Consider the following 15,359-nt stretch of genomic DNA (forward strand, 5'->3'; position numbering starts at 1 on the left):
GAACCTCAAAAAAAGGGGGAAACCGAAAGGCCGGAGATTGAATGCTTTAGAGGAGGCAAAGTCCAGACACAAACACGGAACAACCTCGTCATTGGCGACGGTTGGACAGCATTTATAGAAAAGGTTTTATGACAGGCAAAAAAAAGCCCGCTGGGGAGACGGGCCAGGGTACTGCTTTCTAACGGATGAGCTGAGACTACGTAGGCAGGTGTGAAAAGTTTGTGAAAAAACCTGCATGACTGTAGGACATTTCCCCGCATTGCCTCCAAGCACGCTTTTTTCCCTTCAAAAACAAGAAACCCCGCTCAATGGCGGGGTTCGTACGAGTCACTGTTTACTTCCGGGAAGGCGCACCCAGCTTGGGCATGAATTTCGATTTCGGCCCTCGAGTTCGAGGTACCGTAGATTTGATTTTGTTGATTTTGATACGGTCTTCACCGAAGCTCGGCACATAGTCCGTCTGACCACACTGCACACAATTATTGATCGGAAACTCCGCCCCGTCGTCTTCGATGTACGGCTCAGTCATATCTTCGCTCCTCTCAAAACGGGTCGGTACCGGCAAGCCCTATTTGCCTGAAAAATATCGACCACCCAGGATTTTGAGACTAGCCGGTCATTCCCGGACTTGTGATTCAGATTGTTACATGCCCGACGAATGGCCAGCGCGGCGTCCTACCTCAGCTTGACCGCCGTCCCCGTCACAAACACCACCACCATTCCACCTTTACCGGCCGGCATGCTGATCTCATAGTCGAGCCCTACCACCGCATCCGCCTGAAGCGCTCGCGCCCGCTCCTTGATCTCGTCGGTCGCCTGAATCCGCGCATCTTTCAATGCTCGCTCCAACGTTTGAGAGCGCCCACCGAAAAAATCCCGCATACCAGCAAATAGATCGCGGATCACGTTGACGCCCTGCACCGACTCGGCGCTGACGATGTCCAGGTATGCGGTGATTTGCCGGCCTTCGATGGTGTGGGTTGTGGTGGTGATCATGAGATTTCCTTTTTCATAGAGGCACGCATCATTCCCCAGCGCGGAAATGATGAACACAAAAAGCTCGCCTAGAGCAGCTTGATCATCACAGCAGTAACGGTAGCTACCGTACCAATCAACCCAGTAGCAACCGCCACTGGATACCAAAAAGTTTCACGGGTCATCTTGCCGGCCTCGGCGTTCAGCTTGCGCTGTTCAGCGATCAGTTTGACGATCTCCACATGAACCTTTTCCAGCTCCGCCTGTTTCATGGTCATTTCCTGCATAACGTGCGAATGTCCCTTCTGGATAATGGGGGTGGCGTCATTAGCGCTGCCCTTTGATTCATTTTGCACTTTGGATGAGCAAAACAAATACCCCTTCCCAAGATGGCCCAGATGAGGTGCTGGAACCAATGGAAGCACCTAACCGCCTGGCTTTCCAGCATTACTTCCCACACGCTTGGCACTTGTCCTACATCATTTTCGGATGCGTCTTGGCTGATACATCCGGGGCAATTCCGTCGCGAGGCATGAAATCCAGACACCAGAAACCACAAAACCCCTGACTTCTTTCGAAATCAGGGGTTTTGGTTACATCGAATTTGGCGGTGAAGGAGAGATTCGAACTCTCGATACAGTTTCCTGTATACACACTTTCCAGGCGTGCTCCTTAAGCCACTCGGACACTTCACCGTATCTCGTCAAACATGTTCTGTCTGTCGAGGCGCGCTAATGTAGTCGAAAGCTTTTCTGATGGCAAACTTTTTTTGCAGAATTTTCATGCGGTTAGCGATTTAGTCGTTCCGCTGGGTGCCGTGCCATGGCAAACCCGCCAATCTCCGGCTTCGCGCCCTCTTCTATATAGAGGGGAATGCGCGGCTGGCGTGGCCGGCAACGCTTGCCGGGCGGGGAAAAGGGTGACCGGACGGTCAGTCACGGCGCTTTACCTGGCCTACGGCGGTGGGTAACGTCTGCCCTACTTTATTAGAAGGATTGGCGTCATGAGTGAGTTGATTTCCTACCATCTCGAAGACGGTATCGCGACCCTGACCTTGAGCAATGGCAAGGTCAATGCCATCTCACCGGATGTGATTGTTGCGTTTAACGCTGCGCTGGATCGGGCGGTGGCGGATCGGGCGGTGGTGATCATTACCAGTCAGCCGGGCATTTTTTCGGGTGGTTATGACTTGAAGGTGATGACGGCCGGCCCTAAAGAGGCGATTGCACTGGTGGCTGCCGGTTCGACGCTGGCTCGTCGCCTGCTGTCGCACCCGTTCCCGGTGGTCGTGGCGTGCCCTGGGCACGCGGTGGCCAAGGGTGCGTTTATTCTGTTGTCGGCTGACTACCGCATTGGTGTCGATGGCCCGTTCAGCATTGGCCTGAACGAAGTGCAGATCGGCATGACCATGCACCACGCCGGTATCGAACTGGCGCGTGATCGTCTGCGCAAGTCGGCGTTTCATCGTGCGGTGATTAATGCCGAGATGTTCAATCCGCAGAGTGCTGTGGATGCCGGCTTCCTTGATGTGGTGGTGTCGGCCGAAGAGCTGCAAGGCGCAGCGCTGGCGGCGGCTCGTCAGTTGAAGAAGCTCAACATGACTGCCCATAAAAACACCAAGCTGAAAGTGCGCAAGGCGTTGCTGGAGACGCTGGACAACGCGATCATCCTGGATCAGGAGCATATGGGTTAAGCCCGAACGCGCTGTACCGAAAAGCCCGACCGTCGTGTCGGGCTTTTTCTTGCCCGCTTGGTTTAAAACCTTACAACCGCTCTAAACCGCATCTGACCCATAAGTCGGAAACATGCGCTCAAACATCGGCTATCTCCCACTTCTATAGCGGCAATTGCCGAAAACAGTGCACATCCGTACACTGCGCCACCTTTTGTCCCGGTGGGCCCTTTAAATGCTGTTTGTGTTTCGTATGTTATTGATGGGCTTGCACTTTATTCTGGCCGGCATGCTTGGGGTGATTCTCGGTCTGTGCCGGCCGTTCAATCCGGATAACAGCCGTTTATGCGCACGTTTATACGCGTGGCCGGCGATGTGCATTCTGCGTTTGCGGGTGAAGGCCGACGTCGGGCCATTAATGGATAAGCCTGACAGCTGCGTGATCATTGCCAACCACCAGTCCAACTACGATCTGTTTGTGTTCGGCAACGTGGTGCCCCGCCGCACCGTGTGCATTGGCAAGAAGAGCCTGAAGTGGGTGCCTTTATTCGGGCAGTTGTTCTGGCTGGCCGGCAATGTGTTGATCGACCGCGGCAATGCGCACAAGGCACGCCAGTCGATGCTGACCACGACTCGCACCTTGCAGCATGAAGACACCTCGATCTGGGTTTTCCCCGAAGGCACGCGCAACCTCGGCGAAGAGCTGCTGCCGTTCAAAAAAGGTGCATTCCAGATGGCGATTGCCGCGGGCGTGCCGATTGTTCCGGTGTGTGTCAGCAGTTACGTCAAACACATGCGATTGAACCGCTGGCGCAGTGGGAAGATTCTGATCCGTTCGCTGCCGGCGATTCCTACGGCTGGATTGAGTCTGGATGACATGCCGATGCTGATCGCCCAATGCCGCGAGCAGATGCGCGAATGCATCGACTCGATGGATCGGCAACTACAGGCTGCCTGAATGAAACCCGCCCTGTGCGGGTTTTCTTTTGCCTGCGAACTCTACAGATTTCGCTGACTCTGAAGCAGCAGACAAGGTTAAGCTGAATTCTGCTTGCCACTGCATTTTTGCTAATACAAAGCGCTGATAAGAAGTGAATCAAAATCATGGGTAGAGTCGTTGCTGCTGCGGTTTACAGTGCCGGTAAGAAGGTCATTAATATCACGCTCGACGAAGGCGCTGCCTGGGCAGCCAAGCCTGGCCACTTTGTCTGGATTGGTCTGGAAGAGCCGAACGCCGAAGAGCTGTTCAATCTGCAACGTCAGTTCAACCTGCATGAACTGGCCATCGAAGACGCCTTGGAAAAACACAGCCGACCGAAGCTGGAAACGTTCGGCGACGCGCTGTTTATCGTGACGTATTCGCCGGTCCGCAAGGAAGGAAAACTGGAGTTCATCGAGACTCATATCTTCGCCGGAAAAGGCTACATCATTACCGCACGCAATGGTCATTCAGCGTCCTACGCCTATGTCCGACAGCGTTGTGAGGCGCGGCCGCTGCTGCTGGAGCACGGGGAAGATTTCGTACTCTATGCCATCCTCGACTTCGTGATTGAAAACTATCAGCCCGTGGGTGAAGCGATCCATGCCGAGATCGATGAGCTGGAACACAACGTCATGCACAGCTCCTTGAACGAGCATGACATCCAGAAACTCCATAGCCTGCGCCGCGATGTATTGCGCTTGCGCCGGTATGCGGCACCGATGGTGGAGATCGGTGAGGAACTGCAAAAGCTGAGCTTTCCGTTCATCGACAAGAACATGCGCCCGTATTTCCGTGATGTGCAGATTCATGTCACGCGGCAGATGGAAGACCTGACGACCCTGGCGGACATTGCCAGCCAGACCATCGAGGTCGGGGTATTGCTGGAGGCGTCACGCCAGAGTTTGGTGCAGCGCAAGTTTGCAGCGTGGGCGGCGATTCTGGCGTTCCCGACGGCGGTGGCCGGGATCTACGGGATGAACTTCGAGAACATGCCGGAGTTGAGTTGGCATTACGGGTATTTCGGGGTATTGGGATTTATCACCGTTGGGTGCGTCGGTTTGTGGACGAGCTTCAAGCGGTCGGGGTGGTTGTAAGACCGTGGGCTTTCAGTAAGAACCGACTGCCCCCATTCGCGAGCAAGCCCGCTCCCACATTGGATCTGTGTCACGACGAAGATCCAATGTGGGAGCGGGCTTGCTCGCGAAGCTTTTAGCGTTTAACCGCCTCACCCTCAGGCTTATGCGCCACAAACCGCATCATCCACTCTGCGACGGTAGTGCCGTGATGCTCGTGTTCAAGACTGGCCATACCTTTCGAATAAATCTGCTCGCCCAGCGCTTCCTGACGAATATCCAGCAACGCCCGTGAGTAATCGTGAATGAACTCCGGATGCCCCTGGAAGCACAGCACTTGATCGTTGATGTGGTACGCGGCGAACGGGCAGAAATCGCTCGAAGCGATGACCGTAGCGTTTTCCGGCAGCGCCGTGACCTGATCCTGATGACTGATCAGCAGCGTCAGTTCTTCCCTCACCGGGCTCATCCACGGCGCCTTGGCAGCGAGTTTGTATTTGTGGGTGCCGACACCCCAGCCTTGGGTCGCCCGCTCGCTCTTGCCACCCAACAGCAGCGCCAGCAGTTGATGGCCGAAGCACACGCCCAGCAGTTTGTCGCCGCGCTCATAACGTTTCAGCAGGTACGTCTTGAGGGTTTGAATCCACGGGTCGGTGCCGAAGGAATCGGCCTTGCTGCCGGTAACCAGATACGCATCAAAGGTCAGGTCATCGCTGGGATAATCGCCCTGCATCACGTTGTACACGGTGAACTCGGCAGCGATGGGTTGCTGCGAAAACAGACGCTGGAACATCTGCCCGTAACCCTGATATTGATCGACCAGTTCCGGACGCAGGATGTCGGTTTCCAGAATGCAGATGCGTAACGACATAAAAAATACCTGACACATGATGGGAATAATGCACACCCCAGAGCCTGCCTTGAAACACGGGGGCAAGGCAAGCCCCGGAACGCGTCATCGGTCCCTTAGAACGCCCCTTAGAACAACGCGTTTTTGGCGGCTTTCTCCAACAGCAGTGCAGGTGGAGTGAAGCGCTCGCCGTACTGCTCGGCCAGGTACTGGGCGCGGGCGACGAAGTCTTTCACGCCGTACTGATTGATGAACTGCAGCGCACCGCCGGTCCATGCCGCGAAGCCGATGCCGAAGATCGAGCCGACGTTGGCATCCGCCGTCGAGGTCAGCACGCCCTCTTCCATGCAGCGCACGGTTTCGATAGCTTGGACGAACAGCAGTCGATCGCGTATGTCCTGCGGCGAAATCTGCCCATCGGCTTTCTCGAAACGGCTTTTCAGCTCAGGCCACAAATGCTTCTGCCCTGTGGCCGGGTAATCGTAGAAACCACCTCCAGCGGCCTTACCCGGACGCTTGTATTCCTTGAGCAACAAGTCAATCACGGCGAATGCCGGGTGCTCAATCAGGGTTTTCCCTTCTGCTCGCAGGTCTTTCGCTGTTTGCTCGCGGATATGGCTCATGAGGCTGAGGGAAACTTCGTCGGAGATCGCCAGAGGTCCGACGGGCATACCGGCCTTGCGCGCTTCGGTCTCGATCATCGGCGCGCTCACGCCTTCGCCGAGCATGGCGATGCCTTCGTTGGTGAAGGTGCCGAACACCCGCGAGGTAAAGAAGCCGCGACTGTCGTTGACCACAATCGGCGTTTTCTTGATTTGCAGGACGAAATCGAAACCGCGAGCCAGGGTTTCGTCGCTGGTATGGACGCCCTTGATGATTTCCACCAACGGCATTTTCTCCACGGGACTGAAGAAATGCAGGCCGATAAATTTCGTCTGGTCCGGCACGGCGATGGCCAGGCCGCTGATCGGCAAGGTCGAGGTGTTGGAGGCGATAACCGCATCCGGCCCGACGACGGCTTGCGCGGCTGATGAGACCTTGGTCTTCAGTTCGCGATCTTCAAACACCGCTTCAATGACCAAATCGCAACCGGCCAGATCCGCATCGTTTTCGGTGGCATGGATTCGCGCCAGAATTTCCTCGCGCTGCTCACGAGTTAACTGACCACGCGCAACCTTCTTGTCCAGCAACGCCGCCGAGTGCGCCTTGCCCTTCTCTGCCGCGGCGAGATTGATGTCTTTGAGTACCACGTCGATGCCGGCCAATGCGCTGACAAACGCGATGCCCGCGCCCATCATCCCGGCACCGAGCACGCCGACTTTCTTCGTCACGTAAGGCGCTATGCCTTGGGGCCGAGAGCCGCCGGCATTGATTTCATTGAGCTGAAACCAGAACGTGCCAATGAGGTTTTTCGACACCTGGCCGGTGGTCAGCTCGGTGAAGTAGCGGGTTTCGATCAGGTGCGCCGTGTCGAAATCCACTTGAGCGCCTTCCACCGCAGCACAGAGGATTTTCTCCGGCGCGGGCAGGCAGCCCTGGGTTTTGCTGCGCAGAATCGATGGCGTGATAGCAAGCATCGGCGCGAGCTTGGGATCCGACGGCGTGCCGCCAGGAATCTGATAACCCTTCACGTCCCAGCGCTGCACAGCGACCGGGTGATCGACAATCCACGCCCGCGCCTTGGCCATCAGTTCATCGCGATCGGCGGCCAACTCGTCGATCAACCGCGCCTGCAACGCCTGTTGCGGGCGGATTTTCTTGCCTTCAAGCAAATACGGCAGAGCTTTTTCGATGCCCAGCATGCGGACCATGCGCACTACCCCGCCGCCGCCCGGCAGCAGGCCAAGAGTGACTTCCGGCAGGCCCAGCAGCACCGACGGATCGTCCAGCACCACGCGATGGTGGCACGCCAGGCAGATTTCCCAACCACCACCAAGCGCCGCACCGTTAATGGCGGCGACCACCGGTTTTCCGAGGGTTTCCAGGGTACGCAGTTGACCCTTGAGGATCAGCACCATGTCGTAAAAGGCTTTGGCTTCGGGTTTGCCGACTTTGATCAGTTCATTGAGGTCGCCGCCGGCGAAGAAGGTTTTCTTGGCCGAAGTGATGATGACGCCGGCAATGGCGTCCTTTTCAGCGACCAATCGGGCGACGCAGGTGGCCATGGCGTCGCGGTAGACCGCGTTCATGGTGTTGGCACTCTGGCCCGGCATATCGATGGTCAGGACAACGATTTGATCCTGGCCCTTTTCGTAACGGATGGCTTGGGTCATGGCAATGTTCCTTGAAGTCAGGGCTCAGAGGCGTTCGATGATGGTGGCAATGCCCATGCCGCCGCCGACACACAATGTCGCCAGGCCATAGCGCAGGCGCCGGGCTTCCAGTTCATCGAGCAGCGTGCCGAGAATCGCGCAGCCGGTGGCGCCGAGCGGGTGGCCCATGGCGATGGAGCCGCCGTTGACGTTGACCTTGTCCGGGTCGATGGCCATGTCCTTGATGAACTTGAGCACCACCGAGGCGAACGCTTCGTTGACTTCGAACAGGTCGATGTCTTCGACCCGTAGCCCGGCCTTGGCCAGCGCCTTGCGGGTCGCCGGCGCGGGGCCGGTGAGCATGATGGTCGGATCGGTGCTGGTGACCGCCGTGGCAACAATTCGCGCTCGGGGCTGCAAGCCCAGCGCCCGGCCCTTCGCTTCGGAGCCGATCAGCATCAGCGCCGCGCCATCGACGATCCCGGAGCTGTTGCCCGGCGTATGAACGTGGTTAATCCGCTCCACCTGGCTGTAAACCCGCAATGCGGTGGCGTCGAAGCCCATTTGCCCGATCATTTCGAAGCTCGGCTTGAGCTTGCCCAGGCCTTCCATCGTTGAGTCGGCACGAATGAACTCATCGTGATCGAGCAGGATGATGCCGTTCTGGTCCTGCACCGGCACCAGCGACTTGTTGAATGAACCATTCGCCCGCGCCCGCGCTGCCTTCTGCTGGGAGTGCAAGGCGAAGGCATCGACGTCCTGACGGCTGAAACCTTCAATCGTGGCGATCAGGTCCGCACCCACGCCCTGGGGCGTGAAGTGGTTGTGCAAATTGGTTTCCGGGTCCAGCGCCCAAGCCCCGCCATCGCTGCCCATGGGCACGCGGGACATCGACTCGACGCCACCGACCACCACCAGGTCTTCGAAGCCGGAACGCACTTTCATCGCGCCGAGGTTCACCGCTTCCAGCCCCGACGCGCAGAAGCGATTGAGCTGCATACCGGCCACGCTGACGTCCCAATCGGCCACCTGCGTGGCGGTCTTGGCGATGTCAGAACCCTGATCGCCGATGGGCGTCACGCAGCCGAGCACCACATCATCGACCTGACTGGTGTCCAAGGACGTGCGCTGCTGCAGCGCCGTCAACAATCCGGCCACCAGATTCACTGGCTTGACGCTGTGCAAGGCGCCATTGGCCTTGCCTTTACCACGGGGCGTGCGTAACGCGTCGAATATCAAAGCCTGGGTCATGACGTCCTCGAAACCTGATGGTGAATGAAGATCAAAAGATCAAAAGATCGCAGTCTTCGGCGGCTCCTGCAGGAGACCGTGTGACCCTGATCTTTATGCCCTCACCTTATGCCGAGCAGCCGTGGATTCAATGACCACAGTGCTCATTGACGTTGACGCTCACGCTCAGACGAACGGTAGTCTGCTACCGGATAAACCGATTCCCATCACCAAGCTGTCTAGCAAACGGGCGCCCAAGAAGCTGGCCATAAGCCTCATGCCTTTTTTGCAGCGATGAGTGCTAATTCCATACGAAATGGATCTAAGTCAAGCCTGACGCGGACCCTAAGGTAAACCTGTACGAAGTTGTCGTCGGGTTTTGCCGAGGCACTCGTCGCCCTACAGGAAGTGCAACGCTCTGCCGTCATGGATATGCAGGCAGGCACCAGGAAATAACAAAAAAGGCGGTCAAGCCATGTTCAAGCATTCGAAAGTTCGTCAAGCCGGGCTCATTCTATTTGCCACTACGCTGTTGTTGATTTTGCCGAACCTGACCAAGGTGATCGGCTGATCGAGCATCAGGGTTTTCATTTCGCCTGATAAAAATGTGATTGGCTCGCTATTCGAGCCGTCGTGGCTGTGCCAACCTTTGCGGCACATCCACGACATGGACGGCGATCACTTGAAAGCGCTCATTGTGTTTGGGGCCTTGCTGCTCAGCATGCCTCTGTCTGCCGCACAGCTGAATCTGGAGCTGGGCGCAAGTTCTCGCACCTGGCAGACCGAGCAATTGCTCAAGCATCCTCAGGTTCAGACCATCACGATCACCAACGACGTTTCCTACAAACGGGACATGAGCTACCGTGCCGTGCCGTTGGCGGCGTTGTTGACGGGCATCAAGCCTGAGGATCATCTGCAAGCCGTTGCCCTGGACGGTTTTGCCGCCGAACTGGCCGCCGCACCGTTGCTCAATACCCAAGGCGCGCGGGCCTGGCTGGCGATTGAAGACCCGGCCAGGCCGTGGCCACCGTTGTCAGAGGGCAAGCCCAGTGCGGGGCCGTTTTACCTGGTCTGGACCGATCCGCAAACGGGCAATATCAGCCCCGAGCAATGGCCGTTCGAAGTAGCGAGCATCAAGCGCATGGCCCCGGTGGCCGAGCGCTTCCCTGCCCTGCTGCCCGATCCTGCGCTGAAGGCGGACGATCCGGTGAACAAGGGCTTTGCGCTGTTTCAGAAGAACTGCCTGGCGTGTCATCGATTGAATGGCGCGGGGGATGCGCAGTTCGGGCCGGACCTGAATATTCCGTTCAACCCGACCGAGTACTTCGGCGCGGATTTCCTCAAGCGCTACATTCGTGATCCGCAGAGCTTGCGTCAGTGGCCACAGGCGAAGATGCCGGCGTTCGCGACGACCGTGTTGCCGGAGGGGGATCTGGAGTTATTGGTGGGGTATTTGAAGCACATGGCGGGGCGCAAGGTGAAGCCCTGAAGACATCCCTCCCTGTCAGTGATCGTTCCCACGCTCCGCGTGGGAATGCAGCCCGTGACGCTCTGCGTCACATCCAAAGCCGAACGCGGAGCGTCCGTGGAGGCATTCCCACGCAGAGCGTGGGAACGATCGGTGGTAGGTTACTGCTGTTGCACCGAAATCACCGGCGCAGGCGTCGGCGAGACAAACACCTTCGCATGCATCTGCTCCCCCCCACCGCCACGGCGCATGCCGCGCACCGGACAGGCGTCGAGGTAATCCAGCCCCACGGCCAGTTTCAGGTGACGCTCCGGGCGGGCCAGTTCGTTGGTCACGTCGAAGCTGTACCAGGCGTCATCCAGCCAGGCTTCAGCCCAGGCGTGACTGGCCAGGTGTTCGCTATTCTCACTGTACAAATACCCCGACACATAACGCGAGGGAATGCCCAGGCTGCGAGCGCAGGCGAGAAACGCATGGGTGTGGTCCTGGCAGACCCCGGAACGCCCGGCGAAAGCCTGGGCGGCGCTGGTGTCTACTTCCGTTGAACCCGGCGTGTAGGTCATGTGCTGGTTCAGGCCATGCATCAAATCGATCAGCGCCGTACGATCCCGGCGTTGTTTGCAGGCCTTCTCGGCGAATGCACGCAGCGCTTCGTCGGCTTCGGTCAGGCGCGTGAAGCGCAGGAACGGCAGCGCCGACTGGCTTTCATGCTCGGCTTCGCGCAGTTCGTCGATGTCCACCTGCCCTCGGGCGCCGATAATGATTGCCTCGTGGGGTTCGTCCAGGGTCAGCACATGCAGAATGTTGCCGAACGGATCGAGTTGCGCACGCACCGGGCGTGGCAGGTCGAGCTGCCAGCTGAGCACGTGTTGGCGCTCGCTGTCGTGTGGGGTCAGTCGCAGGTACTGGATGCTCGCCCGCACCTGATCTTCGTAGTGATAGGTGGTCTCGTGGCTAATGGAAAGTCTCATGCAGCCTCCAGGTAGGAACTGTGTATGGCGTTGCCCAACTGGCGCACCAGCGGGATGAACTCGGTCAGCCAGGCGTGCAGGCCTTCGTCGAGAATTTCGTTGATACCGGTGTAGCGCAGGCGCGCATCCATTTCCGCGGCCAAACGCTGGGCAGGACGGCCGTTGGCCCCCGGCAGGCTGGCGAGGATCTGGTCGATTTCTTCGGTGCAGGCCCGCAGGGAGCGCGGCACGTCGGCGCGCAGCAGCAACAACTCGGCCACATGCCGGGCGCCGGGAGCGTCGCGATAGATCTCGGTATAGGCCTCGAACGACGACAAGGCCCGCAGCAACGCGCTCCACTGGTAATAGGCGTGAGCCGTGCCGTCGCGGACCGCTTCGGCCTGATCGCCGGCCATTTCGTAACGGGCGTCGAGCAGGCGCAAGGTGTTGTCAGCCCTTTCGATAAAGGTGCCCAGACGAATGAACCGAAACGCGTCATTACGCATGATGGTGCCGTAGGACGCGCCGCGGAACAGGTGGGAACGTTCCTTGATCCACTCACAGAAACGGCTCATGCCGTAGCGACTCAAGCCCTGCTCGGCGATCCCGCGAATCTCCAGCCAGGTGGCGTTGATGTTTTCCCACATGTCGGCGGTGATTCGCCCACGCACCGCATGGGCGCTGGCTCGCGCGGCACCGAGGCAGCTGTAGATGCTCGCCGGGTTGGCCGCATCCAAAGCGAAGAAATGCAGCAGTCGTTCGGCATGCAGATTGCCGTGACGCTCCAGATAATCGTCCAGAGTGCCGGTGATCAGCAACGGCATGGCGAGTTCGTGCAAGCCATCGCCACGACCGTCCTGAGGCATCAGTGACAGCGAATAACTGATGTCGAGCATCCGTGCGAGGTTTTCCGCCCGTTCCAGGTAACGCGACATCCAATACAGATCCGAGGCAGTTCTACTTAACATGGCAGGCTTCCTTCAATCCTCGACCACCCAGGTGTCCTTGGTTCCGCCACCCTGGGAGGAATTCACCACCAGGGAGCCTTCGCGCAAGGCGACACGGGTCAAACCGCCGGGCACAACCCGGGTTTCGCGGCCAGACAATACAAACGGACGCAGGTCGATATGGCGTGGAGCGATGCCGTTTTCGACAAAGGTCGGACAGGTCGATAAAGACAACGTCGGTTGGGCGATGTACGCGTGGGGCTTGGCTTTGATCCGCTCGCGGAAAGATTCGATTTCCGCCGCCGTCGCCGCCGGCCCCACCAGCATTCCGTAACCACCGGAGCCCTGGGTTTCCTTGACCACCAGCTCTGGAAGATTGGCCAGCACGTGGGACAGCTCAGAGGGATTACGACACTGCCATGTCGGCACGTTCTTCAGGATCGGCTCTTCATCCAGGTAGAAACGAATCATGTCCGTGACGAAGGGGTACACCGACTTGTCATCCGCGACCCCGGTGCCGATGGCATTCGCCAGCACCACGTTGCCGGAACGGTAGGACGACAACAGCCCTGGAACGCCAAGCATCGAGTCCGGGTTGAACGCCAACGGATCGAGGAAGGCATCGTCGAGGCGACGATAGATCACGTCGACGGCTTTCGGCCCGTCCGTGGTGCGCATGAACACCTTGTCATCACGCACGAACAGGTCCGCACCTTCCACCAGTTCGACACCCATTTCCCGGGCCAGAAACGCATGCTCGAAAAACGCGCTGTTGAAACGCCCCGGCGTCAGTACCACCACGCTCGGGTTGTCGATCGGGCTGGAACTTTTCAAGGTATCGAGCAACAGGTTCGGATAGTGGTCGATCGGCGCGATGCGCTGGGCTGCGAACAATTCGGGGAACAATCGCATCATCATCTTGCGATCTTCGAGCATGTAGCTCACGCCGCTGGGGGTACGAAGATTGTCTTCGAGCACGTAGTACGTGCCGTCGCCATCGCGTACCAGGTCGACGCCGGAAATGTGCGAATAGATATCGCGGTGCAGATCCAGCCCTTGCATCGCCAACTGGTATTGCTCGTTGGCCAGCACTTGCTCGGCCGGGATGATGCCGGCCTTGATGATGCGCTGCTCGTGATAGAGGTCGGCAAGGAACATGTTCAATGCCTTGACCCGCTGAATGCAGCCGCGCTCGACGACCCGCCATTCACTGGCGGGGATACTGCGGGGAATGGTGTCGAAGGGAATCAGGCGCTCTGTCCCTTGCTCATCACCATAGAGCGTGAAGGTAATCCCGGCACGATGAAATAACAGATCAGCCTCGCGTCGCCGTTGTGCCAAAAGCTCGTCAGGCGTTTCGGCCAGCCAACGGGCAAACTCCCGATAATGCGGGCGGACCTGGCCGCCGGCATCGTACATCTCATCAAAATAGGTGCGGATCATGCCGTACTCCTTGTCACCCGGACATCCAGGCCTTCGCAAGGCCCGTGCCATCGGCATAAACGCTTTGATATCAATCAGTTGGATAATGACGCTGCACGCACCGCACCAATCCTGTGCGGTAAATGCCCCAACCTGATCGCCCCCGCTTCATGGCGAAGCAATGCTGTCGCCTATCAGCAGCATAGCCAGAGTTGATTTCACTGCCCGGGGGGCGATGCGGATAATCGGCGCATTCGCTGGAAAACCTGACCGAAACTTCCCTTTAACCGCCTGCTCAGGCGGTTTTTTTTGTTTTTTTGAAACGTTATGAATCAAAAACCCAGATCAAAAGATCGCAGCCTCGTTTCACCTGTAGGAGCTGTCGAGTGAAACGAGGCTGCGATCTCTTGATCTTCCCCACAAACGAAAACGGCCAACCCAAAGGTCAGCCGTTGCTGAGTGTTGTCACTGTTCATAAAGTTATGCGAGTAGCCCTCGTACCTCCTGCTTGACGCCCCATCCTTCGATGATACCGCCCAGAGGCTCGACCACCGCCTCGAAGTCCTGCTCAAAGTCGCCGATCCCGTCGTAGGTGGCGTACATCACTTTGCTCAGTTCCAGATGCCACGCGCCGTCATCGCGCACGCTGATCTGGGCATTCAAGGATTCACCACAAAAATGACCTGCCGCCCTGCGTGCCCGCTCCTCGTCCGGGAAAATGGCGTAGAACTCGATGGGATGGAATCGTGAAAAGTCGAAACCGCCTTCTTTCATGCGGCGCAGCACGCTGCTGCTGATGTCTTCTTGATAGGCTGTGCTCATGAAACGTCCCCCTCAGACTGATGGATAGACTTTCCGTATTCCCTGCACTTTCAACCGATTGGTGAGAGCGATACGGCAACAGAGGTTGCCGACGGGAAACAAGCATGTAGCTGACAAGACCAGACCTTAGCGAGTCATTCGCTGATCTCGCTTGCAGAGTAGCCCCAAGATAGAGCTGCTGCCAAGGTCTGGGTGTGAATGTGACAAGAGGTGTATCAGATCGGGGTAATACTGATGATTTCAATGCTGTTCTGGGATTTCAGACTTTTGACGGTCGGATCATCGGTACGACCCTCCAGATCATTGAGATCCAGTTCGGCAGCGATCGGCAGGCGTCGGGCGCGAATGAGTTTGGCGGCTTGCTCGCTATTCGGGCATTCCTCGCACTCGAAGAGTTCGTCCACTGTTTCACCGTGATCATCCACGAAAGTGATTTTCCACTTTTGCATCGGTGCCTCCTCGATAAAACCCATGGATGGGCTTACTTCTATCTGGACTTTACCCCTGACTGATCGTTCAACGGATTACCGCATGTCGGCATGAAAAAAAACACAGAACCTGTGGGAGCTTGCTCGCGAAGTCGACATGTGGATTGACTGAACATGACAGGTCGAACCTCACGTTATGGCTCGACCTAATCTTGTGGGAGCGGGGGGGGGGGGGGGGGGGGGGGGGGGGGGGGGGGGGGGGGGGGGGGGGGGGGGGGGGGGGGGGGG

The 15,359-nt window shown here is 57.9% G+C and carries 15 protein-coding genes and 1 tRNA gene; 4 read left to right on the top strand and 12 right to left on the bottom strand.

Annotation, left to right across the window (positions count from 1 at the left end):
- Positions 1-334: 334 nt before the first annotated feature.
- The 4 genes from AC1RQB_RS15140 to AC1RQB_RS15155 form a co-directional block, all read right to left on the bottom strand.
- The gene (locus tag AC1RQB_RS15140) at positions 335-529 is read right to left on the bottom strand and encodes a hypothetical protein (protein WP_008072999.1); all 195 of its coding nucleotides are present in this window, start codon (positions 527-529) and stop codon (positions 335-337) included.
- Positions 530-675: 146 nt separating this feature from the next.
- Positions 676-996: a YbjQ family protein gene (locus tag AC1RQB_RS15145; protein ID WP_007902143.1), complete on the bottom strand. Its 321-nt coding sequence runs from the start codon at positions 994-996 to the stop codon at positions 676-678.
- A 68-nt stretch (positions 997-1,064) separates the two neighbouring features.
- Entirely contained in the window at positions 1,065-1,247 is a 183-nt protein-coding gene (locus tag AC1RQB_RS15150) for a hypothetical protein (protein WP_008073001.1), read from the bottom strand.
- A gap of 333 nt (positions 1,248-1,580) precedes the next feature.
- Positions 1,581-1,670: transfer RNA gene (locus AC1RQB_RS15155), tRNA-Ser, on the bottom strand.
- Positions 1,671-1,978: 308 nt separating this feature from the next.
- Between AC1RQB_RS15155 and AC1RQB_RS15160 the strand changes: the two genes are divergently transcribed.
- From AC1RQB_RS15160 to AC1RQB_RS15170, 3 genes are all read left to right on the top strand, one after another.
- Entirely contained in the window at positions 1,979-2,668 is a 690-nt protein-coding gene (locus AC1RQB_RS15160; protein WP_063342994.1) for a crotonase/enoyl-CoA hydratase family protein, read from the top strand.
- A 214-nt stretch (positions 2,669-2,882) separates the two neighbouring features.
- Positions 2,883-3,605, top strand: a complete 723-nt coding sequence (locus AC1RQB_RS15165) for a lysophospholipid acyltransferase family protein (protein ID WP_008073003.1) — start codon at positions 2,883-2,885, stop codon at positions 3,603-3,605.
- A gap of 146 nt (positions 3,606-3,751) precedes the next feature.
- Positions 3,752-4,723, top strand: coding sequence for a magnesium and cobalt transport protein CorA (locus tag AC1RQB_RS15170; protein ID WP_063342993.1), 972 nt, complete (start codon positions 3,752-3,754; stop codon positions 4,721-4,723).
- A gap of 115 nt (positions 4,724-4,838) precedes the next feature.
- On the opposite strand, the gene AC1RQB_RS15175 is transcribed toward AC1RQB_RS15170, so the two are convergent.
- The 3 genes from AC1RQB_RS15175 to AC1RQB_RS15185 all read right to left on the bottom strand — a co-directional run bounded on the left by AC1RQB_RS15175 (position 4,839) and on the right by AC1RQB_RS15185 (position 9,055).
- Positions 4,839-5,573, bottom strand: a complete 735-nt coding sequence (locus AC1RQB_RS15175; protein ID WP_008073005.1) for an amidotransferase — start codon at positions 5,571-5,573, stop codon at positions 4,839-4,841.
- A gap of 107 nt (positions 5,574-5,680) precedes the next feature.
- The gene (locus tag AC1RQB_RS15180; protein ID WP_063342992.1) at positions 5,681-7,825 is read right to left on the bottom strand and encodes a 3-hydroxyacyl-CoA dehydrogenase NAD-binding domain-containing protein; all 2,145 of its coding nucleotides are present in this window, start codon (positions 7,823-7,825) and stop codon (positions 5,681-5,683) included.
- Between the two features lie 24 nt (positions 7,826-7,849).
- Positions 7,850-9,055: an acetyl-CoA C-acetyltransferase gene (locus AC1RQB_RS15185; RefSeq protein WP_007902166.1), complete on the bottom strand. Its 1,206-nt coding sequence runs from the start codon at positions 9,053-9,055 to the stop codon at positions 7,850-7,852.
- 646 nt (positions 9,056-9,701) lie between these two features.
- Between AC1RQB_RS15185 and AC1RQB_RS15190 the strand changes: the two genes are divergently transcribed.
- Positions 9,702-10,523: a c-type cytochrome gene (locus AC1RQB_RS15190; RefSeq protein ID WP_063343934.1), complete on the top strand. Its 822-nt coding sequence runs from the start codon at positions 9,702-9,704 to the stop codon at positions 10,521-10,523.
- 140 nt (positions 10,524-10,663) lie between these two features.
- On the opposite strand, the gene AC1RQB_RS15195 is transcribed toward AC1RQB_RS15190, so the two are convergent.
- From AC1RQB_RS15195 to AC1RQB_RS15215, 5 genes are all read right to left on the bottom strand, one after another.
- Positions 10,664-11,473 carry a transglutaminase family protein gene (locus AC1RQB_RS15195; RefSeq protein WP_008005629.1) on the bottom strand — a complete coding sequence of 270 codons (810 nt, stop codon included), beginning with the start codon at positions 11,471-11,473 and terminating at the stop codon, positions 10,664-10,666.
- The gene (locus tag AC1RQB_RS15200) at positions 11,470-12,420 is read right to left on the bottom strand and encodes an alpha-E domain-containing protein (protein WP_008005631.1); all 951 of its coding nucleotides are present in this window, start codon (positions 12,418-12,420) and stop codon (positions 11,470-11,472) included. The genes AC1RQB_RS15195 and AC1RQB_RS15200 overlap by 4 nt, the downstream gene beginning before the upstream one ends.
- Positions 12,421-12,432: 12 nt before the next feature.
- Entirely contained in the window at positions 12,433-13,842 is a 1,410-nt protein-coding gene (locus tag AC1RQB_RS15205) for a circularly permuted type 2 ATP-grasp protein (protein ID WP_007902187.1), read from the bottom strand.
- Between the two features lie 459 nt (positions 13,843-14,301).
- Complete coding sequence (locus tag AC1RQB_RS15210) at positions 14,302-14,643, bottom strand: ribonuclease E inhibitor RraB (RefSeq protein WP_007902188.1); 342 nt, start codon at positions 14,641-14,643, stop codon at positions 14,302-14,304.
- A 215-nt stretch (positions 14,644-14,858) separates the two neighbouring features.
- Complete coding sequence (locus AC1RQB_RS15215; RefSeq protein ID WP_008073014.1) at positions 14,859-15,092, bottom strand: hypothetical protein; 234 nt, start codon at positions 15,090-15,092, stop codon at positions 14,859-14,861.
- Positions 15,093-15,359 lie beyond the last annotated feature (267 nt).

This window comes from Pseudomonas sp. GW822-FHT02E03 (genome assembly GCF_058802325.1).